Annotated in this window: 22 protein-coding genes; 11 read left to right on the forward strand and 11 right to left on the reverse strand. The window is 63.4% G+C overall.

Translation table 11 applies throughout. The features are described 5' to 3' along the window. Window positions 1–53: 53 nt before the first annotated feature. The 4 genes from BSY16_RS03210 to BSY16_RS32265 form a co-directional block, all read right to left on the reverse strand. Window positions 54–578, reverse strand: coding sequence for a hypothetical protein (locus BSY16_RS03210; RefSeq protein ID WP_069058338.1), 525 nt, complete (start codon window positions 576–578; stop codon window positions 54–56). 407 nt (window positions 579–985) lie between these two features. Continuing rightward, window positions 986–1,867: a 50S ribosomal protein L11 methyltransferase gene (locus BSY16_RS03215; RefSeq protein WP_069058339.1), complete on the reverse strand. Its 882-nt coding sequence runs from the start codon at window positions 1,865–1,867 to the stop codon at window positions 986–988. Window positions 1,868–1,961: 94 nt separating this feature from the next. Continuing rightward, the gene (locus BSY16_RS03220) at window positions 1,962–2,561 is read right to left on the reverse strand and encodes an SCO family protein (RefSeq protein WP_069058340.1); all 600 of its coding nucleotides are present in this window, start codon (window positions 2,559–2,561) and stop codon (window positions 1,962–1,964) included. Between the two features lie 125 nt (window positions 2,562–2,686). After that, on the reverse strand, window positions 2,687–2,842 hold the full coding sequence (locus BSY16_RS32265; RefSeq protein WP_171902379.1) for a hypothetical protein: 156 nt from the start codon (window positions 2,840–2,842) through the stop codon (window positions 2,687–2,689). A gap of 291 nt (window positions 2,843–3,133) precedes the next feature. Between BSY16_RS32265 and BSY16_RS03225 the strand changes: the two genes are divergently transcribed. The 3 genes from BSY16_RS03225 to BSY16_RS03235 all read left to right on the forward strand — a co-directional run bounded on the left by BSY16_RS03225 (window position 3,134) and on the right by BSY16_RS03235 (window position 6,138). Further along, window positions 3,134–5,107, forward strand: coding sequence for a methyl-accepting chemotaxis protein (locus BSY16_RS03225; protein WP_069058341.1), 1,974 nt, complete (start codon window positions 3,134–3,136; stop codon window positions 5,105–5,107). Between the two features lies 1 nt (window position 5,108). Further along, entirely contained in the window at window positions 5,109–5,573 is a 465-nt protein-coding gene (locus BSY16_RS03230) for a chemotaxis protein CheW (protein ID WP_069058342.1), read from the forward strand. A 202-nt stretch (window positions 5,574–5,775) separates the two neighbouring features. Continuing rightward, entirely contained in the window at window positions 5,776–6,138 is a 363-nt protein-coding gene (locus tag BSY16_RS03235) for a hypothetical protein (RefSeq protein ID WP_069058343.1), read from the forward strand. Between the two features lie 53 nt (window positions 6,139–6,191). Here BSY16_RS03235 and BSY16_RS03240 read toward each other — a convergent pair whose 3' ends face one another. From BSY16_RS03240 to BSY16_RS03270, 7 genes are all read right to left on the reverse strand, one after another. Then, window positions 6,192–6,695, reverse strand: a complete 504-nt coding sequence (locus BSY16_RS03240) for a CreA family protein (protein ID WP_069058344.1) — start codon at window positions 6,693–6,695, stop codon at window positions 6,192–6,194. Between the two features lie 59 nt (window positions 6,696–6,754). Then, a complete protein-coding gene (locus tag BSY16_RS03245; protein ID WP_069058345.1) occupies window positions 6,755–7,501 on the reverse strand; it encodes a copper homeostasis protein CutC in 747 nt (248 codons plus the stop codon). Window positions 7,502–7,520: 19 nt separating this feature from the next. Beyond that, window positions 7,521–8,576: a dipeptidase gene (locus BSY16_RS03250; RefSeq protein ID WP_069058346.1), complete on the reverse strand. Its 1,056-nt coding sequence runs from the start codon at window positions 8,574–8,576 to the stop codon at window positions 7,521–7,523. Window positions 8,577–8,647: 71 nt separating this feature from the next. Further along, on the reverse strand, window positions 8,648–9,808 hold the full coding sequence (nagA, locus tag BSY16_RS03255) for an N-acetylglucosamine-6-phosphate deacetylase (RefSeq protein WP_069058347.1): 1,161 nt from the start codon (window positions 9,806–9,808) through the stop codon (window positions 8,648–8,650). After that, window positions 9,805–10,827, reverse strand: a complete 1,023-nt coding sequence (locus tag BSY16_RS03260; RefSeq protein ID WP_069058348.1) for an SIS domain-containing protein — start codon at window positions 10,825–10,827, stop codon at window positions 9,805–9,807. The genes nagA and BSY16_RS03260 overlap by 4 nt, the downstream gene beginning before the upstream one ends. A gap of 23 nt (window positions 10,828–10,850) precedes the next feature. Then, a complete protein-coding gene (locus BSY16_RS03265; RefSeq protein WP_069058349.1) occupies window positions 10,851–11,615 on the reverse strand; it encodes a GntR family transcriptional regulator in 765 nt (254 codons plus the stop codon). Further along, window positions 11,612–12,499 (reverse strand): glucosamine kinase nucleotide-binding domain-containing protein, encoded by an 888-nt coding sequence (locus BSY16_RS03270; RefSeq protein WP_069058350.1) that lies wholly within the window; start codon window positions 12,497–12,499, stop codon window positions 11,612–11,614. The genes BSY16_RS03265 and BSY16_RS03270 overlap by 4 nt, the downstream gene beginning before the upstream one ends. 10 nt (window positions 12,500–12,509) lie before the next feature. Between BSY16_RS03270 and BSY16_RS32660 the strand changes: the two genes are divergently transcribed. The 8 genes from BSY16_RS32660 (at window position 12,510) to BSY16_RS03305 (ending at window position 20,567) form a co-directional block, all read left to right on the forward strand. Continuing rightward, window positions 12,510–12,638, forward strand: coding sequence for a hypothetical protein (locus tag BSY16_RS32660; protein WP_286157176.1), 129 nt, complete (start codon window positions 12,510–12,512; stop codon window positions 12,636–12,638). A 58-nt stretch (window positions 12,639–12,696) separates the two neighbouring features. Further along, window positions 12,697–13,590, forward strand: coding sequence for an N-acetylmuramic acid 6-phosphate etherase (locus tag BSY16_RS03275; protein WP_069058351.1), 894 nt, complete (start codon window positions 12,697–12,699; stop codon window positions 13,588–13,590). A gap of 43 nt (window positions 13,591–13,633) precedes the next feature. After that, the gene (locus tag BSY16_RS03280; protein WP_069058352.1) at window positions 13,634–14,893 is read left to right on the forward strand and encodes an ABC transporter substrate-binding protein; all 1,260 of its coding nucleotides are present in this window, start codon (window positions 13,634–13,636) and stop codon (window positions 14,891–14,893) included. A 287-nt stretch (window positions 14,894–15,180) separates the two neighbouring features. Then, window positions 15,181–16,131, forward strand: coding sequence for a carbohydrate ABC transporter permease (locus BSY16_RS03285; protein ID WP_069058353.1), 951 nt, complete (start codon window positions 15,181–15,183; stop codon window positions 16,129–16,131). Window positions 16,132–16,146: 15 nt separating this feature from the next. Further along, entirely contained in the window at window positions 16,147–16,986 is an 840-nt protein-coding gene (locus tag BSY16_RS03290) for a carbohydrate ABC transporter permease (RefSeq protein WP_069058354.1), read from the forward strand. Further along, window positions 16,983–18,047 (forward strand): Gfo/Idh/MocA family protein, encoded by a 1,065-nt coding sequence (locus BSY16_RS03295; RefSeq protein ID WP_069058355.1) that lies wholly within the window; start codon window positions 16,983–16,985, stop codon window positions 18,045–18,047. The genes BSY16_RS03290 and BSY16_RS03295 overlap by 4 nt, the downstream gene beginning before the upstream one ends. 11 nt (window positions 18,048–18,058) lie before the next feature. Next, window positions 18,059–19,060, forward strand: a complete 1,002-nt coding sequence (locus tag BSY16_RS03300) for an ABC transporter ATP-binding protein (protein WP_069058356.1) — start codon at window positions 18,059–18,061, stop codon at window positions 19,058–19,060. Window positions 19,061–19,250: 190 nt separating this feature from the next. After that, on the forward strand, window positions 19,251–20,567 hold the full coding sequence (locus BSY16_RS03305) for an efflux RND transporter periplasmic adaptor subunit (RefSeq protein WP_069058357.1): 1,317 nt from the start codon (window positions 19,251–19,253) through the stop codon (window positions 20,565–20,567).

The following is a 20,567-nucleotide window of genomic DNA, read 5'->3' on the forward strand; positions in this document are numbered from 1 at the left end:
CTTTCGATGATGTAATGAATCGCGATGGTAACTTAGCCCATCGGACCCCCGCGTCAAAGGCGGGAGAGGTAGCGTTCCAGCACCGCGCGGGTGAGGCGTTGATTGTTGCGATACCAGTCATCCTCGGTGAAGAATGCCGGCTCTGCCCTATCCCAGCCGCTCATCGAAAAATCCGACTGGCGGGCGAGGAAGGTGACGAAATCCGGCTCTGTGGTCCATACGGCGATGGGCGCTCCGAAATACAGGCCGCCGTCCTGCACGTCCGCAAGCATGACGCCGTCCTGCGTGCGGATGAGGCCGTGGCCGCAGAAATCCCGGTGATGGTCGTAGATCACGCCGTTGCCGGGCGTTTCATCAAGCAGCTTGCGCCAGACGTGTTCGGCAAGCGGCCCGCCAAGCGGTTCGCGGCTCAGCCGGTCGCGCAGCGAAACGGCGATGCGATGACGTTCCTCCTCCGACTGTGTCGTGTTATCGCTGTGAAGCGGCGGCTTGCCCGAAGCCATCGTGGCACGAATGGCCGTCCAGAGCACGAAGAGGATGACAGCCAGAGCGAGGAGAGGGATGATGATCGCAGCCATGGCCAAGTCGCCTCGGGAGGGTTCAAAGAGGTCTGGAATTGGACTTATGCACTTTGCGCATGGCACCCATGTGCCAAGACGGCTTTCTCGAATTTCCGAATCGATTATAAGCGGCGCCAACGAAGCGAACGTAAAACGCGCTTCAAGCGAAATGAAGTGAACGTTCCTCCAGTCCTTCGAATCGCAAACAGCTAGGTGTTCCGATCAGGCGTCTTGCCGGTCACTCCTCCTCCCTCCTCCGGGAAGGCGCTCGGAACACATAGGCCCGCTTGAGCGCTCCTCCTCCTCAAGCTCGCGGGCAGGTCGGCTTGCCGACCCCTAGGCGGTGCCTCTGGCACCGCCTTTTATTTTGCCCGCTTTTCCGGCACCTGACAGCGGAATGTGACCATCCCGCTGCCATCATCGGCCTATCGTCTGTTGTCGAGGTGGATCGTCACCCAGCCGTTGCGCCAGATGGTGTGCACATGGCGCAGGCCCGCGCCGTTATAGGCGGCCAGCACCTTCCAGCGTTGCGAGGCGAGGATGCCCGACAGGATGACATCGCCACCCGGTGCGAGCTGGGCGGCAAGCTGCGGCGCCATGCGCATCAGCGGGCGGGCGAGGATGTTGGCGATGATGAGATCGAAGGGGCCGTGACGGCGGAAGGCGGTGGAATGGAAGCCGGGTGCGGTTTCCAGCGTGACGCCGGAGGCAATGCCGTTGAGGCGCACGTTTTCGCGCGCGACGCGGGTGGCGATCGGGTCGATATCCGTGGCGAGAACGCGGGCGGGTGCGAGCTTGCGCGCGGCGATCGCCAGCACGCCGCTGCCTGTCCCAAGGTCAAGCACGCGCTTGACTCTGCGTGACCGCATCACGCTGAAGATCACCTCAAGGCAGCCCGCCGTCGTACCGTGATGACCGGTGCCGAAAGCCTGCCCGGCTTCGATCTCGATGGCGATTTCACCGGGGCGGGCGGTGCCGCGATCATGCGAGCCATGCACGATGAAGCGGCCGGCACGCACGGGCTTCAGGCCCTCCAGCGACTTGGCGATCCAGTCGATATCCGGCAGTACCTCGCGCTCGATCGCCGCATCGGGAAAATCCGCGGCGAGCAGGGCGGCGAAGCGGTCATGGATCTCCGCCTCGTCTTCTTTGAACATGTAGACGGAGGCTTCCCAGATATCGTTTTTCTCATCGACCTCCATCGTCGCGATAGCGTAGCCTTCTTCTTCGAAGGCGTCGCTCATCAGCGAAAGCGCGATCTCGGAGCGCTTCTCGGTCGTGGAGATATAGAGGCGGATTTCGGCCACGGCTCGGGTCCCTGTTGTTTCAGGTCCGCCTAGCATGTCCGAAAGCCGAGGGCAAAGGCGGATTGCCCGCCTTCATGCTTATCTGCCTTGGCGCTTATCTCTTGATCAGGTTGGCAAGCTTCTCTTCGGCAACCTCGGCGTTCTCGCCATAGGCGATCGTGCCGATGAAGCGCCCGCCGGCGTCGAGCAGGAAGACCGAGGCCGAGTGATCCATCGTATAGTCGCCGTCGGGCTTCTTCTCGTCGAGCGGCACCTTGCGGTAATACACGCGAAACCCCTTTGCCATTTCCAGCACCTTGTCCGGTGCGCCGGAAATACCGGTGATGCGCTTCGACACGTTGCCGACATATTGGCCAATGAGTTCCGGCGTGTCGCGTTCCGGATCGACGGTGACGAAATAGGCCTGGAGCTTGGAGCCGTCAGGATCGACCTTGGCGAGCCAGCCGTCGAGTTCGAACAGCGTCGTCGGGCAGACTTCCGGGCAATGGGTGAAGCCGAAGAACAGGGCGGTCGGCTTGCCGGTAAACGCCTTCTCGGTGATCGGCTTTCCATCCTGTGCGACGAGTTCGAAGGGCACGCCGAACGGGCCGCCGGCGACCTGGTCCTTGTTCCTTGTCATTTCCAGGGTCAGCCAGCCGAGCAGGGCCGCAACGAGGGCGACGGCGATCCAGAGTACGAGGCGCAGGGTCTTCATGGCAGTCCTTCGAGAGCACGGTGCGGCTGTCGCCGCTTGCCGGTTTCATAGTCCTTCGTGCCGGGTCGCGCAAACGCGCCAATTGCCGCAACGGCAGGCAAGCTGGTCGGCTCGCGGGATTGTGATCAGAAGCACCAGGACATGCCGGACTCGGCAAGGCTCAGAAAGATCGCCGGACCGTGCTCAAGCCAGCCGGCAAAGGCGGCTCGGGCGGCGAGAACGCCGAGGCCGAGCGCAATCAGCGCGGCGAGCAGGGTCGTATATCGGCGGCGTTTGTCCATACACTGAGCATAACATGAAACGGCTGGTTTTGGAACGGGGGCTGCCTCCTGCAACGTCAGGTATTCCGGCGGCGCGGAATTCATCAAATTTTGCTAAAATGCGCGGTTGGTCGGGATATCTTTAGGTTTTGTTTAATCTCTCTTTGTCACGGTTCGAACACGCAAAAGGGCCGGAATCGGCTCACCGGACATGATGTCCGCCGACCGGGGGAGACGGCGAGAAGCGTATTTCACCCAGGATCCAGAAGGGATGCCGCGGCGAGGGCCGGGCTCGATCGGGCGAACCGCATCATGTCTCACGAAAATTCAGCAAAGGGTCGGACCCTTTCCGTCAGTTCCCGTCTCGCAACTCTCGGCGCTGCCGCCTTCCTCGGCTTCGGCACGATGCTCACGGCCGGCTGGCACGGCGGCGCCACGATCCGCGGCGCCTCCGAGGCCGCCGTCGGCATCCAGACCAAGGTCAATGTCGTTCAGGCGATGCGGTTGGCGAATGTCGATCTCGTCCTGGTCGCGATGGACAGCATCATCGACCGCGAGGAAAAGGCCATCCAGCCGGAGCGGCTGAAGATCATCGAAGGCTCCCTGAAGACGCTGAAGGAAGGCGCAGGCCCAGCCAAGGCGCTGGCCGTCGAACTTGGCAAGCCGACCATGCTCGATTCGTTCGAGGCGGATCTGCAGCAGGTCGAGAAGGCGATTTCCGTCGATCTCAAGAAGATGATCGAGGATGGTGCGCCGTTCGAGGCCTTCGCAGCACTTGACGACGCCATCGACGGTGGCGGCGAACGTATGACGGCAACACTGGCAACGCTCGCCGGAGAAGGCTCCGGACTGCTCGAAGCGCGCGTCAACGATGCGCAGCTCGCGTCCGCACAGTCCCTGCAATACCAGATCGGTATCGGCCTTCTCGGCATGATCATGCTGCTTGGCCTGATCGTCTATCATGGCAAGAAACTGCGCGATGGTATCTACGCGGTTCGCGATAGCATGAAGCGCATCCTTTCCGGCGACGTGAATACGCCAGTCGCCGCGACTGAACGGGGCGACGAGATCGGCGAGATGGCCCGGTCCGCAGAAGCCTTCCGCGAAGCCGCCGTCGAAAAGCGCGCCCTGGAACAGGCGAACGAAGACAGCCGCACCCGCATCGAAACCGAACGGCATGGTCGCGAGACCGCGGCCCACGAGGACGAGCGGCAGGTGCGCGTGGCCGTCGAAGCGCTCGGTCGTGGCCTCAACCGTCTGTCCGAAGGCGACCTGACGGTCGCGCTGCTCGATCCGTTCCGCACCGACCTCGAACAACTGCGCATCGACTTCAACAACACCGTCGAACGCCTGCGCAACGTCATGGCCGATGTGAAGGACAATACGGGTTCCATCCAGTCGAACAGCGGCCAGATGCGGGCGGCGGCAGACGATCTGGCAAAACGCACGGAGCAGCAGGCGGCCTCGCTCGAAGAGACCTCCGCCGCACTCGAAGAGATCATGACGACCGTGCGCACGGCGACCGCCCGCGCCGAAGAGGCCGGCCAGATGATCGATTCCACCAAGGCAAGTGCGGTGGAATCCGAACGCATCGTCAGCGACGCCATGTCGGCGATGGAGCGCATCGAAGGTGCCTCCAGCGAAATCGGCAAAATCATCAACGTCATCGATGAAATCGCCTTCCAGACCAACCTGCTTGCGCTCAATGCCGGTGTCGAAGCGGCACGGGCAGGGGAGGCCGGCAAGGGCTTTGCCGTCGTGGCCCAGGAGGTTCGCGAGCTTGCCCAGCGCGCCGCCGGCGCCGCCAAGGATATCAAGGGCCTCATCACCCGCTCTTCGGAAGAGGTGAAGACCGGCTCGCGCCTTGTGCAGGCGACCGGCCAGTCGCTCGGCCGCATCGGCGGCGATGTGGTGCGTATCCACGAGCACATGGCTTCCATCGTTACCGCTGCCCGCGAACAGGCGAGCGGCCTCCAGGAAATCAACGTCGCCGTCAACCAGATGGACCATGTCACGCAGCAGAATGCCGCGATGGTCGAGCAGTCGAATGCCGTAAGCCATACGCTGGCCCAGGACGCGGAAAACCTTACCCGTCTCGTCGGCCAGTTCCAGATCCACGAGGGCGTGCGCGCCTCCGTCGGTAGCCCGAGGGCGGCCTCCGCCGCCTCCCGTCCCGCCCCGTCTCCGGCAAGAAACCTTGTCTCCAAGGTTGCCGGGGCCTTCAAAAGCAATGCCGCGGTGAAGGGGAACTCCCTTACCGTCGCAGAAAACTGGGAAGAATTCTGACATGTCCAACGCCATTAAGCAGTCCGGCGCCTATCTCGAAATCGTTTCCTTTCACCTCGCGGAGCAGGAATTCTGCATCGACATCATGGCCATCCGCGAAATCCGCGGCTGGGCGCCGGTGACGCCGATGCCGCATACGCCGCCCTACGTTCTCGGTCTCATCAACCTGCGCGGCGCGGTGATCCCGGTCATCGACATGGCCTGCCGCCTCGGCATGAAGATGACGGAGCCGTCCGAGCGCTCCGCCATCATCGTCACGGACATTGCCGGCAAGCTGGTCGGTCTGCTGGTCGAGCAGGTTTCCGACATGATGACCATCAAGAGCGAGGCCCTGCAGCCGGCGCCGGAAATCATTCCGGAAGCCCAGCGCGCCTTCTGCCGCGGCATCGTGGCGCTGGAAAAGTCGATGGTCTGCTTCCTCAACCTCGACACCGTCATCGCCGACGAACTCGCCCAGGCCGCCTAATTCGCGGGCAGGGACGGAATTCGGGTTTGAGCACCTGGCCGATTTTCGGCCGGGTGCTTTCGGCTGTCTAAAGCTCTTTTTCAGGGCACTATCGTATATCAAGCATCTGCGGCGCGCGCCAACGTGCCATTTTATTCGGAACCAACCGAAGACGTTACCGTTTTACCCATGCTTCCCGTAAGAGAAACATTGGAGAAACGTTATGAAGAAGACTGTTACTATCGCTCTTGCTTCGCTTCTTGCCGTGTCGCCGGTTGCGGGCATCGCCTATGCTCAGGACGCCACAGCGCCCATGACCTCGGATGGTCTGGCGACCGGCGCAATTGCCGCCGCCGATGTGAGCATCGTCCAGATTTCCACCCTGGAGGATGACAAAACGGAGACCGCCGAGGCCGAGCGCCTGAAGCTGAAGGCAAACGATCCTTCGCAGATGGAGAAGGTCCAGACTGAATTGCAGTCAGACCCGGCCCTGCTTGAGACGCTGGCATCCAAGGACGTCCAGCTTCAGAACGTCGTCGAAATCAAGACATCTGCAACGGGCGGCAAGATTGTCTACGTTAAGTAAGCCGCCATTCACCGCAAAAAGATGCCCCGGACCTTCAGGTGCCGGGGCATTTTTTATGGCTTGCCGTTGGTCCAGGTGACGGTTTCGCCGTAGAGCGGTACGGTGGAGATCGACATTTTTGCGGACCCCTCCGTCAATTCGCGCGAGTGGGCGAGATAGATCAGCGTGTCATTCTTCTTGTCGTAGACGCGCGTGACGATCAGCGACTTCCAGATCAGCGACAGGCCGGACTTGAAGACTTCCTCGCCTTCGCGGTCGAGTTCGATGTCGCCGATGGTGATCGGTCCGGTCTGCTGGCAGGAGATGGCATTGTTCGACGGATCCTCGAACCAGTTGCCCTTCTTCAGGCGATCGATGACGCTGCGGTCGAAATAGGTAACGTGGCAGGTGACGCCGGAGACCTCCGGATCGGTCACCGCGTCGATATAGATATCGTTGCCGATCCAGTCGACGCCGACCTTGCCAACGGTTTCGGCGGCGGCCGGCAGGGCGGCGAGCGCCAGAAGGCCGGCGGCGACGAGCGTGCGCAGGCGGAGAACGGATGGCTTGAGCGGCATGGCGGAACTCCTTGTTTCGCTTACACGTAAGGGACCGCCGGCAGCTTGCAAGACGTCCGTCAGGATTTTGCGGCGGTGATGGTTGCGCGCACGGCGTCCTTGTCGGTCAGGGTCAGTTCGTATTCCCGGTCCTTCTCGCTGCCGCCCATGCCGACATGCGGGTTGCGGAAGGCCATGCCGCTTGGAACGGTCGTAAGTGCCGCGAAGTGCATTTCGGTGAGGCCAGTCTCGTCGCGGACTGTCTGGATGTTGCCCGCATCGAGCGCGCCGCAGCCCATGATGACGATGCGGCCGTCGGCCTGTTCCACGGCTGCCTTCAGGATTGCGACGCCTTCGACAGCGGTGTCGCGCTGGCCGGAGGTGAGCACGCGGTCGATGCCGCAACGGATCAGCGCTTCCAGCGCCTCGCGGGCGTCCGCCGTCATGTCGAAGGCCCGGTGGCAGGTGACAGACATCGGCCCCGCGGCCTCGACCAGTGCTTTCGTGCGCAGCTCGTCGATCCTGCCATCCGGCGTCAGGCAGCCGATGACGACGCCCGAAACACCCTCGTCGCGCAGCGCCTTGATGTCCTCGACCATGGTTTCGAACTCGGTGTCCGAATAGAGGAAGTCGCCGCCGCGCGGGCGGATGATGACATGGACAGGGATCTTTGCCGCCTTTACCGCGGCGCGGATGGTTGCGAGGCTCGGCGTCAGGCCGCCCTCCACGAGGCTCGCGCACAGTTCCACGCGGTCGGCACCCGCCTCCTGGGCGGCGAGGAAACCGTCGATGCCTTCGACGCAGAGTTCGATGAGGGGCTTGGTCATGGTCGCTTCCGCAGTTTGGTCAGGCTTCGCGCCAGACGGTTTTCAGGAGCCGCAGCCAGTTTTCGCGGCAGAGCTTTGCAAGATCCTCTTCGCCATAGCCGGCAGAACGCAGTGCTTCGACCAGCGCCTGGCTGCCGGCGGCATCACCGATGGCGGCAGGGATCGTTGCACCGTCGAAATCCGAGCCGAGCGCCACGCAATCGATGCCCATGCGTTCGACCATGTGGTCGACGTGGCGCACCATGTCGGACAGCGGCGTGTCGGCGTTTTCGAGCCCGTCCGCGCGCAGCATGGTGGTGGCGTAGTTGAGGCCGGCAATGCCCTTGCGCTCGCGGATCGCGTCGAGTTGGCGGTCGGTGAGGTTGCGCGAGATCGGCGTCAGGGCATGGACGTTGGAATGGGTGGCGACGAGCGGCTGGGTGCTGGTTTTTGCGACGTCCCAGAAGCCCTGCTCGGTGATGTGGGCAAGGTCGATCATGATGCCGAGGCGATCACAGGCCTTGACCAGTTCGACGCCGGCATCGGTGAGGCCGGGGCCGGTGTCGGGCGAGGAGGGATAGGCAAAGGGCACGCCGTGGCCGAAGCGATTGTGGCGGCTCCAGACCGGGCCGAGCGATCGCAGGCCGGCTGCGTAAAACGCCTCCAGCGTGGAAAGGTCTTCGGCAATCGGCTCGCAGCCTTCGATATGCAGCACGGCGGCGAAGCGGCCGGCCGCCATGGCGGAGCGGATGTCCGCAGTGGAGCGGCAGATGGCAAGTGCCCCGACGCGTTCCAGGCGAAAGGCGATGGCGGCCATTTCGATGGCGGTGTTGAGGGCTGCGGGCTGTTCCAGCGGGCCGACCATGGGGATATTGTAATGGCCGTTCTCGTCAACCTCACGAGCGGGGTAGTCCTCGTTCGGCGGGATGAACATGGCGCAGAAACCACCGGCGAGGCCACCTTTTTTGGCGCGCGGGGCGTCGATATGGCCCTTGTCGGTGCCGTCCACGAATTCGGCGACCGGATCGGCGCCCTTTCGCGCGTTTTCCAACAGGCGCAGGAGAACGTCGTTGTGGCCGTCGAAGATCAATTGCATGTGTCGCTCCTATCCTTGCCCGGCCGGTAGAGCCGATTCCGCCGCGGCCTGCAAGGACCGTGGCGTCCTCGTCAGGCGGCGAAGACCGGCGTGCCGCCGATCCAGGTGGAGAGGACGTTGACGTCGTCGTCGATGACGGCGAAGTCGGCATCGTGGCCGTGGGTCAGGCGCCCCTTGCGGCCCGTCATGCCGATCGCTTCGGCCGGGTAGAGCGACGCCATGCGCAGCGCTTCTTCCAGGTCGAGACCGACATGATCGCGCATGTAGCGGATGCAGGAGGCCATATCGATATCGGCGCCGGCGAGCGTGCCATCGGCGAGCGTCAGGCGGCCGCCCTCGCGGAAAATCTCGCGGCCGTTGAGGAAGAAGCTCGTCATGTCCGTTCCGATGGTCGACATGGCATCGGTGACGAGGAAGATGCGGCCGGGGCCACGCTTGGCCCGTAGGGCTGCGGCAATAGAGGCCGGGTGGACATGGAAACCGTCGGCGATGAGGCCGGCATTGAGATGGCCGAGATCGAGTGCCGCGCCGACCATGCCGGGCTCCCGGTGGCCGAGCGGGCTCATGGCATTGAACAAGTGGGTCATCATGCGCGCGCCTGCCTCGACTGCGGCGGCCGCGATGTCATAGCCGCAATCGGAATGGCCGAGGCTGACGGTGACGCCTGCCGCATGGAGCGCTGCGATCTGCGTGTTGGTGGCGTTTTCCGGCGCGAGCGTCATCAGCAGGGCGTCGAGGCCCTTGCGGGCGTCGATGGTGCGGGAGAGGTCGGCGTCCTCCATCGGGCGGATGAGCGCCGGGTCGTGTGCGCCCTTGCGCGCGACGGAGAGATGCGGGCCTTCGAGGTGGAGGCCGAGAAAACCCGGAACCGCCGCCTTTTGTGCGGCGAGGCCGGCGGTGATGGTTTGCGTCGTCACAGCACGGTTGTCGGTGATCAGCGTCGGCAGCAGCCCGGTCGTGCCGAAGCGGGCGTGGGCCGCGCAGATGGTGCGGATGCCTTCGAGGTCGGGCTGCTCGTTGAGCAGCACGCCGCCACCGCCATTGACCTGCAAATCGACGAAGCCGGGGACCAGCGACAGGCCGTCCATCGGCACGGCCCGGGCATCGGCCGGTGCGCCACGGCGCGGTACGATGGCGGCGACCTTGCCGTCATCGATCAGCAGCGCGCTGTTCTCGTGCCAGAGATCGCCGTCGAAAATGCGGGCGCCGGTAATGGCGGTGAGCGCTGTCATCGGGTTTCCGTCACTTTCTTGAGGTTGACCGGCTTGTCGGGGTCGAGGCCCTTGCCGCGCGACCAGGCTTCGACGAAGCCGTAGAAGGGCACGATGAGGGCGAGCGCATCGGTGATCGGATGGCCGGTGGCGACGAAGGGCAGTTTTCGCGCGCTTTTCGCGCCGGCGCCGGTGACGCAGGCATAGGCGCCGCGCTCGGCCAGGCTATCTGCCATGCCGGTGACGGAAGCTTCCGCAGCATCCCGGGCGGCAAGCGCTATAACCGGGAAGGATGGGCCGACGAGGGCGACCGGGCCGTGCAGCACTTCCGCCGAGGAATAGGCCTCGGCATGCATGCCGGAGGTTTCCTTGAACTTCAGCGCGGCTTCGCTGGCGATGGCAAGGCCGGGGCCGCGGCCGAGCACGTAAAGCGACTGGGCGTCCTTGAGATCGCCGGCAAGCTCGGACCAGTCGAGGGCGACGGCCTTGGCGAACTGTTCCGGCAGGTTTTTCACCGCGCGGTCGAGCGCGTCGTCGCCCGTCCATTCTGCCAGCACGGCGAGGCCGGCGACGATGGAGTTCACGTAGGATTTTGTTGCGGCGACGCTGAGTTCGGGACCGGCGGACAGGTCGAGCGAATGCGAGCAGGCCTCCGAAAGTGGCGAGGGCAAGGTGTTGGTGAGCGCAATCGAGACCGCGCCGCCCTTCGTCGCACCGTCCGCCATGGCAACGATATCAGGGCTTTTTCCCGACTGGGAGATGGCGATGGCAGCGCCGCCGCCGAGCTTTAGTTTGGCGCCGTAGATCGAGGCGAGCGACGGGCCGAGCGAGGCGACCGGCCGGCCGGCGGTCAGTTCGATGGCGTATTTCAGGAAGAGTGCGGCATGATCCGAGGAGCCGCGCGCGACCGTGACGAAGAATTGCGGATCCCGTTCGCGCAGCGCCTTGCCGGCGGCCGCAATGGCGCTTGCCGAGCCGCTCAGCAGCCGGGCAGCCGCTTCGGGGATCTCTTTGATTTCTTTGCGCATGTTGGTCTGCATGGAAGTCCCTTTGCGGTTGGCGCTCACGTCTCGGAGAGCGTGAGTTCGGCGACGAAATCGTAGGCGTCGCCGCGATAGATGGAGCGGGTGAATTCCACCACCCGGCCGGTACGGAGATAGGATACCCGCTCGATGGAGAGCCCGGCGGAGCCGGCGGGAACGCCGAGCATGGCGGCGTCCGGATCCTTCATGTTGTAGGCGGAGATGCGCTGCACGGCGCGCACCGGCCGGCAGCCATGTTTTTCCAGCGCCGCATAGAGCGATCCCTGCACCTGCATCGGATCCGGCAGGAACTCGGAGGAAATGCAGGCGCGCTCGATGGCGAGCGGCATGTCGTCGGCAACGCGCAGGCGGCCGAGCCGGGCGACGAGCCCATCCGGCGGCAGGCCGAGCATCATCATCTCGTCCGGCGAGGGGTGGAACAGGCCGCGGTCGAGCCATTCGGCGCGGGTGGTGAGCCCGCGCCGCGCCATGTCCTCGGTAAACGAGGTGAGGCGCGAGAGCGATTGCTGCACCTTGGAGACAGGCTTTGCGACGAAGGTCCCGGAGCCATGGCGGCGCACCAGCAGGCCGTCCTTGACAAGATCATCAACCGCCTTGCGCACGGTGACGCGGCTGACATGGGCGTGGTCGGCGAGATCGCGCTCGGCCGGCAGGGCATCGCCGTAATTGAGCTTGCCGGAGGTGATCGCTTCTTCCAGCGTCTGGCGCAATTTGACGTAAAGCGGGCCGGGCACGCCGGATTGCAGGCTTTCGGGCGAAAGGATCGTGGTGAGCGGCGTGGTCATGCGGCGGCTCCCGTTCGTTCCCTGCGGCGGTTGGCGGCGAGCGCCACGGCGCCGGTCAGGGCGTCGGCCTGGGCTTCAACCAGAATGGCGCGATGGTGCTCGGACAGCCAGTTCGGATAGAGCGGCGCCAGCCCGCCCAGCAGGCAGAGGCGCGGTGCGCCGGCTTGCGCCATGATGGCATCGAGGGATTCGTTGACCGCCGTTGCCCCCGCCTTTGCGATGGCGATGGCCTGTGGGTCGCCCTGGCGCGCATGATCGAAGACGAGGGGCGCGAACCGGCCGAAATCGCCGGGCTTCGAGAGGCGTGCGAATTCGACGATGCCGCGCGGATCGTGTTTGAACTCTTCCAGCACGGCCTCGGTGACCGGAGAGCGTGCGTGCACGCCGTCATGGGCGAGCAGGGCTTCCTGCAAGAGGGCGTGGCCGATGCGCGCGCCGCCGCCGAGATCGCCGACGGTAAAGCCCCAGCCGCCGATATAGCGCACGGTGCCGTTCTTGCGGCCCATGTAGATGGAGCCGGTGCCGAGGATCGCCACAGCGCCGTCCTCGTCGCCGATCGCGCCCTGCAGGGCGATCAGGCCATCAGAATCGATGTCGGTGTGACGGAAGGGCAGGCGGTCGTGCACATAGCGTGTGAGGTCGCCGACATTGGTGCCGGCAAGACCGAGAAACGCCGAGGCGCCATTGACGCTGGCCTCATCGAACCCGGCGTCGCGATAGGCGGCCTTGGCGGCTTCCGTGATGGAAATGATCGCATTGTTGGGGTCGGTCAGGATGTTGGCCGCGCCGCTCTTGCCGCGCCCGAGGATCGTGCCGTCCGGTCTTGCGACCGCCGCACGGCAACTCGTCCCTCCGCCGTCGATACCGAGAATGTAATCCGTCATGGGCACCTCCATGAGCAACGATACCAAAAAAATACCATTAACCAAGGGGTATGGTGGTATCGAAAATAAGCTTTCTTCTATATTATTGATTTTACGATATAAAAATATTGAACTGCAAAAAAGTGGTCTCAAAAATTAATTTCCTATGGACAATTGGTATTTTTTTGGCATTAATTTCGAGCAGAGGAGACACAACGATGGCTGCAGGCAAGACTGAAGGCAGGCACGATCAGGCAAGCGGGCTCGACGAACGTCAGCCCGTGGATGTACTGAAAGTGCTTGCGGATGGGCAGAAGGCCGCGGCCGCCGTGGTCGACGGCGCGCTTGGCGATATTGCCGCTGCTGCCCGTCTTGCCGCCGATGCGTTGCTCTCCGGCGGCCGCCTTGTCTATGTGGGCGCCGGCAGTTCCGGCCTGATGGCCATGGCCGACGCGCTCGAGCTTCCCGGTACCTATGGCATTTCGCGAGATCGCATCGTCATTTTGCTCGCCGGCGGTGCCGCGAGCCTCGAAGACCTTGCAGGCGGATATGAAGATGACCGCGACCTGGCGGTTTCCGATGCCTCGCAGGCCGGTATCGGCCCCGGCGACTGCGTGATTGCTGTCTCCGCCAGCGGCAGCACGCCCTATGCGCTCGCCATCGCGGCTTACGCGAAGGAGAAGGGCGCAAACGTCGTTTCCTTCGCCAACAATCCCGGTGCCCGGCTGTTTGACGGTGCCGACGTCGCGATCCTGTTGCAGACGCCGCCGGAGGTGATTTCCGGCTCGACGCGCATGGGCGCGGGCACGGCGCAGAAGATCGCCTTTAACATGTTTTCCACGCTGGTCGGCATCCATCTCGGCCATGTGCACGATGGCCACATGGTCAATCTCAAGGCCGACAATATCAAACTGAAGGGGCGTGCCTGCCGTATCGTCTCCGACATTTCCGGTGTCGGGCTCGACGAGGCGGAGCGCCTTCTCGCGCGCTCCGAGGGGTCGGTCAAGGCGGCCGTGCTGCTCGCTGCGGGAGCCGAGGATGCCGGTGCCGCTCAGGCGGCGCTGGACCGGTCGGGGCAAAGTCTCCGGCGCGCCCTCAAGGCTCTCGGATAAAAAGTCTCAAAACGCGCTGCGGCGCATAAAAGGGGAGAATGACATGACACGCAACGCAATCAAGGGCCTGCTCCTTGCTTCGAGCATCCTCGGCACGGCCGGGTTTGCCCAGGCACAGGACGTCACACTGACCGTCGAAAGCTGGCGCAATGACGATCTTGCCATCTGGCAGGAAAAGATCATCCCGGCCTTCGAAGCCAAGAACCCCGGCATCAAGGTCGTCTTCGCGCCGACCGCGCCGACCGAATACAACGCGGCGCTGAACGCCAAGCTCGACGCCGGCTCCGCAGGCGATCTCATCACCTGCCGTCCGTTCGACGCGTCGCTGGAACTCTTCAACAAGGGTCACCTTGCCAGCCTGAACGATCTGCCGGGCATGGAGAACTTCTCCGACGTGGCAAAGGCCGCCTGGACGACGGACGACGGTGCGACGGCGTTCTGCGTACCGATGGCCTCGGTTATCCACGGCTTCATCTACAACAAGGATGCCTTCGACCAGCTCGGCATCACCGTTCCGGCGACGGAAGCCGAATTCTTCGCAGCCCTCGACAAGATCAAGGCCGAAGGCAGCTTCATCCCGATGGCGATGGGCACGAAGGATCTCTGGGAAGCCGCAACCATGGCCTACCAGAACATCGGCCCGACCTACTGGAAGGGTGAGGAAGGCCGTAAGGCGCTGATCAAGGGCGAGCAGAAGCTGACCGACGAGGGTTGGGTCGAGCCGTTCCGCGTTCTCGCCAAGTGGAAGGACTATCTCGGCGACGGTTTCGAAGCCCAGACCTATCCGGACAGCCAGAACCTCTTCACGCTCGGCCGCGCTGCCATCTATCCGGCCGGCTCGTGGGAAATCGGCCTGTTCAACACGCAGGCGCAGTTCAAGATGGGTGCCTTTCCGCCGCCGGTCAAGAATGCCGGTGACACCTGCTACATCTCGGACCATAACGATATCGGCGTTGGCCTCAACGCAAAGGGCGCCAATCCGGAAGCAGCAAAGAAGCTCCTGACCTTCATTGCCTCGCCGGAATTTGCCGACATCTACGCCAACTCGCTGCCGGGCTTCTTCAGCCTGAATTCGACCGCGGTGAAGATGGCCGATCCGCTGGCGCAGGAATTCGTTTCCTGGCGTGAAAAGTGCAAGCCGACGATCCGCTCGACCTACCAGATCCTGTCGCGCGGCACGCCGAACCTTGAAAACGAGACCTGGACCGAATCGGCCAACGTCATCAACGGCACCGATACGCCGGAAGTGGCTGCCGAGAAGCTCCAGAAGGGTCTCGACAGCTGGTACAAGCCGGCCAAGTAAGCGCCGGTTCCAGTCGCTGAATTCTGCTTCAGGAGCAGGGTTTCCCTGCTCCGGTCCTCTCCCCGCACCATTCCGGGGGGAGGGACTTTAGGCGGCGCGGCTTGAAATGACCGGCGCATGCCATATCCCTCCTTGTCCCGGTGGACAGAGGGTGCCGAAGGGCAAATTCGGGGCGCGACCCCGTTACTAATGTGTATGCTGAAATTGTCATGTGCGGTGAAGCCGCCGCGCAAGGCGTTCGCGTATGCGGATTTAAACGAACAACCATCAGAGGGGCAGGCTGGGCCATGAGCGACATACCTTCCACCCATGAAGCGACAGGGCCGATCAAACGCCCGACGCGCTGGCATATCGGTGTTTTCCTGCTGCCGGCGTTCATCGTCTACTCGGCGGTCATGATCCTGCCGCTCATCGAGACGTTGCGCCTGTCCCTGTTCAACACGGTCGACGGCCAGTCGACCTTCGTGGGGCTCAGCAACTTCCAGGTGCTGTTTGGCGACGAGCGCTGGGCGGACGACTTCTGGAATGCGCTGAAGAACAACGTCATCTTCTTCATCATCCACATGCTGGTGCAGAACCCGATGGGCGTGGCGCTCGCCGCCATGCTGTCGCTGCCGAAGCTGCGCTTTGCCGCCGCCTATCGCACGGCGATCTTCCTGCCGACGCTACTGTCCTTCGTGATCGTCGGCTTCATCTGGAAGCTCATCCTTTCGCCGATCTGGGGCGTCTCGCCTTACCTGATGGACCTCGTCGGCCTGAAGTCGCTCTTCGCACCGTGGCTCGGCAAGCCGAACTCGGCGCTGATCGCCGTCTCGCTGATCTCCGTCTGGCAATATGTCGGCATCCCGATGATGCTGATCTATGCCGCGCTGCTCAACATCCCGGAAGAGGTGATCGAGGCGGCCGAATGTGACGGTGTCACCGGCTGGAGCCAGTTCTGGAAGATCAAGCTGCCGCTGATCCTGCCCGCCATCGGCATCATCTCGATCCTCACCTTCGTCGGCAACTTCAACGCCTTCGACCTGGTCTACACCGTGCAGGGCGCGCTTGCCGGGCCGGACGGGGCGACGGACATCCTCGGTACGCTGCTCTACCGCACCTTCTTCGGTTTCCAGCTTCAGTTGGGTGACCGCTCGATGGGCGCGACGATCGCGACGGTCATGTTCCTCATCATCCTCGCCGGCGTCTCGCTGTATCTCTTCGTCATCCAGCGGCGTATCCGCCGCTACCAGTTCTGATCGGGAGGGGCTGACATGTCTAAAGCACGCACTTCGCTGACCCGCACGGGGCTCGTCCACCTGGCGCTCCTCAGCTACGCGGCGATTTCGATCTTCCCGGTGTTCCTGACGCTCATCAACTCGATGAAGGATCGCAACGCGATTTTTCGCAACCCGATGCAGATCCCGACGCCGAAGACCTTCGATCTCGTCGGCTACTACACGGTGCTGGGGCAGGGTGATTTCGCCACCTACTTCCAGAACAGCTTTGTCGTGACGGTGGTCTCCATCGCGCTGGTGCTGCTGTTCGGTGCCATGGCTGCCTTCGCGCTCTCGGAATACCGCTTCCGCGGCAACACGCTGATGGGGCTTTACCTTGCCATCGGCATCATGATCCCGATCCGCCTCGGCACGGTGGCAATCCTGCAGGGAATGGTGGCGACGGGTCTCGTCAACACACTGACCGCACTGGTGCTGGTCTATACGGCGCAGGGCATTCCGCTCGCGGTCTTCATCCTGTCGGAATTCATGCGGACCGTCTCCGACGACCTCAAGAATGCCGGGCGCATCGACGGGCTTTCGGAATATTCGATCTTCTTCCGCCTCGTGCTGCCGCTGGTGCGGCCGGCCATGGCGACGGTTGCGGTCTTCACGATGATCCCGATCTGGAACGACCTGTGGTTCCCGCTGATCCTGGCGCCGAGTGAGGCGACCAAGACGGTGACGCTGGGCTCGCAGATCTTCATCGGCCAGTTCGTCACCAACTGGAATGCGGTGCTCGCGGCGCTCTCGCTGGCGATCCTGCCCGTGCTCATCCTCTATTTCATCTTCTCGCGGCAGCTGATCCGCGGCATTACCTCGGGAGCAGTCAAGTGAGTTCTGCCAATACCCCAATCCGCGTCCTGTCCGCCGGCCTCGGCAATATGGGCCGCAGCCACGCGCTCGCCTATCATGAAAATCCGGGTTTCGAGATCGTCGGGCTCGTCAACCGTTCGAAGGTTCCGGTGCCGGCTGGCCTGGAAGGCTACGAGATCCATCCGTCGTTCCTGGATGCCCTGACCGAGTTCAAGCCGGAACTCTGCTCGATCAGCACCTATTCGGACAGCCATGCCGAATACGCGATTACGGCGATGGAAGCCGGCGCCCATGTCTTCCTCGAAAAGCCGCTGGCGACGACCGTGGCGGATGCCGAGCGGGTCGTGGCCTGCGCGAAAGCCAACGGCCGCAAGCTCGTCGTCGGCTACATCCTGCGCCATCATCCGTCCTGGGTGCGGCTCATCGAGGAGGCCCGCAAGCTCGGCGGTCCCTACGTGTTCCGCATGAACCTGAACCAGCAGTCGAGCGGACCGACCTGGGCGACCCACAAGGCGCTGATGCACACCACCCCGCCGATCGTCGATTGCGGCGTGCACTATGTCGACGTGATGTGCCAGATCACCGACGCCAAGCCGGTCGAGGTGCGTGGCATGGGCCTGCGGCTTTCCAACGAGATTGCGCCGGACATGTACAATTACGGCCATCTCCAGGTGCTGTTCGACGATGGTTCGCTCGGCTGGTACGAGGCGGGCTGGGGCCCGATGATCTCCGAAACGGCCTTTTTCGTGAAGGATGTCATGTCGCCGAACGGCTCGGTTTCGATCGTCATGGATCCGAATGCCAAGTCAGACGACATCGACACGCATACCAAGACGGCGGTTATCCGCGTTCACAACGCGGCGACGGGGCCGGACGGCAAGTTCCTGTCAGCGGACGAGGACCTGAAAATGGCGGGTGAACCCGGCCACCAGGAACTCTGCGACCGGGAGCAGGCCTTCGTGCTGAAAGCCATCCGTGAGGACATCGACCTCTCGCGGCACATGGACGATGCAGTGCAGTCGCTGAGGATCTGCCTGGCGGCCGACGAAAGTGTCAGAACCGGTCAAACGGTCAAGCTTTAAGGGGAAATCAGGTGGGCTCTCTTCAACTTAAATCCATACGCAAGTCCTTCGGCACCGTCGACGTGATCAAGGGCATCGATCTCGACGTGAAGGACGGTGAATTCGTCATCTTCGTCGGCCCCTCGGGCTGCGGCAAGTCAACGCTGCTGCGCATCATCGCCGGCCTCGAGGATGCGACATCCGGCTCGATCACCATCGATGGCGCGGAAGTCGTGACCGTGCCGCCGGCCAAGCGCGGTATCGCCATGGTGTTCCAGTCCTACGCGCTCTATCCGCACCTGACGGTGAAGGACAATATGGGTCTCGGCCTCAAGCAGGCAGGCACCCCGAAGGCGGAGATCGAGCAGCGCGTCGACAAGGCTTCGGCCATGCTGTCGCTGGAAAAATACCTGGCCCGTCGCCCGGCGGAACTGTCCGGCGGCCAGCGCCAGCGCGTCGCCATCGGCCGCGCCATCGTGCGCGAACCGAAACTCTTCCTGTTCGATGAGCCGCTGTCGAACCTCGATGCGGCGCTTCGCGTCAACACCCGCCTTGAGATCGCCCGGCTGCATCGGGAGTTGAAGGCCACCATGATCTACGTCACGCACGACCAGGTCGAGGCGATGACGCTGGCGGACAAGATCGTGGTGCTGGATGCTGGCGTCATCCAGCAGATCGGCTCGCCGATGGAACTCTATAACCGTCCGGCCAACCTGTTCGTCGCCGGATTCATCGGTTCGCCAAGCATGAACTTCATCGACGCGGGTCGGGTCGGCGTGACGGATGCGAAGACCATCGGGATGCGGCCGGAACACCTGACGTTGTCGCGCGAGAGTGGCGAGTGGCAGGGTAAGGTGGTGCATGTCGAGCATCTTGGCGCTGACACCATCGTCTATCTCGAATCGGAAAAGATAGGGTTGGTGACGGTCCGCCTGTTCGGCGAGCATCACTATGCGGTGGACGACATCGTCTTCGCCACGCCGGCGGCCGGCCAGACCCATCGCTTCGATGCGAATGGCCAGGCAATACGTTGAGGCCCCTCATAACAAGTCCGTGATCGGAGTGGATTGCAGCAAATCACGCTGTGGTCTACGGTTGTCAAACGTCAGAAACTAACATACAGCGATGTTTGTATGTTGCGATGCGGTGGTCTTGCGATCACCGCATCGACTCGTTTTTTGCACCCTGCCGCCATCCCAGCCGGCATTGCCTATGGAAGAACCCATGCGTTTCACGAGACCGATTTCGATTGTGACCTTTGGCGCCCTTTTGATTCTCGCCGGCTGCCAGGACGAGCAGGCGCCCCAGGCGGGCTTTGCCTTTCCGCCGCCGCAAGTGTCTGTCACCACCGTGAAGGCCGAGGATGTGCCGATCACCAACGACCTGCCGGGCCGCATTGCTGCGACCCGCACCGCGGAGGTCCGTCCGCGGGCGACCGGTATCATCATCGAGCGCATCTTCGAGCAGGGCTCGCAGGTCAAGGAAGGCGACGTGCTCTATCGCATCGACCCGGCCTCGTTCCAGGTTCAGGTCAACAGCGCCGAGGCGACGCTGCGTCGTGCCAAGGCCGTCCAGGCCCAGGCGCGCAACACGGCCGATCGCCAGGAGCAGCTGCGCAAGTCGAATGTCGCCTCCGCGCAGGCTTATGACGACGCCGTTGCTCAGCTCGCACAGGCTGATGCCGATGTCGCCATCGCAGAGGCCAGCCTCGCGACGGCCAAGCTCAATCTCGCCTATACCGACGTCAAGGCGCCGATCAGCGGCCGCATCGGTCGCGCGCTCATTACCGAGGGCGCGCTGGTTTCGGCCAACGGCACGGAAAACCTTGCGACGATCCAGCAGCTCGACCCGGTTTATGCCGACTTCACCCAGTCGGCGACCGACCTGATGCGCCTGCGCAAGGCGCTGGAGGACGGCGATCTGATGGCCGAAAACAATTCCGCCGACGTCAAGCTGATGCTCGATGACGGTTCCGAGTATCCGCATTCGGGCAAGCTGCTGTTCTCCGAAGCCGCCGTCGACGAGACGACCGGCCAGGTGACGTTGCGCGGCGAATTCCCGAACCCGGACGGCGATCTTCTGCCGGGCATGTATGTGCGCGTGCAGATCGTGCAGGGCATCGAACGCAACGCAGTGCTCGTGCCGCAGCAGGCCGTGCAGCGCGACAGCGCCGGCGGCGCGCTCGTCTACGTGGTCAGCGCTGACAACAAGGCCGGCACCCGCAACGTTCGCGTCGGCCGCGCAGCCGGCACGCGCTGGGTCATCACGGACGGCCTGAAGGACGGTGAGAAGATCATCGTCGAAGGCTTCCAGAAGGTTCAGCCGGGCGGTGAAGTCGTGCCGACCGACTGGGACCCGAATGCAGTGGCCAAAGCCGCCGAGGGCGAGGCTGGCAAGGCCGAAGGCGGTGAAGGTGCTGCCAAGACCGGCGAGGCCGACAAGGCTGCGGGTGGCGACGGTGCTGCAAAGACCGGCGAAGCTGACAAGGCCGCAGGCGGCGAGGGTGCTGCAAAGACCGAACAGACCGAACAGGCGAAGTAA

Source organism: Sinorhizobium sp. RAC02 (genome assembly GCF_001713395.1).
Classification (GTDB): Bacteria; Pseudomonadota; Alphaproteobacteria; order Rhizobiales; family Rhizobiaceae; genus Shinella.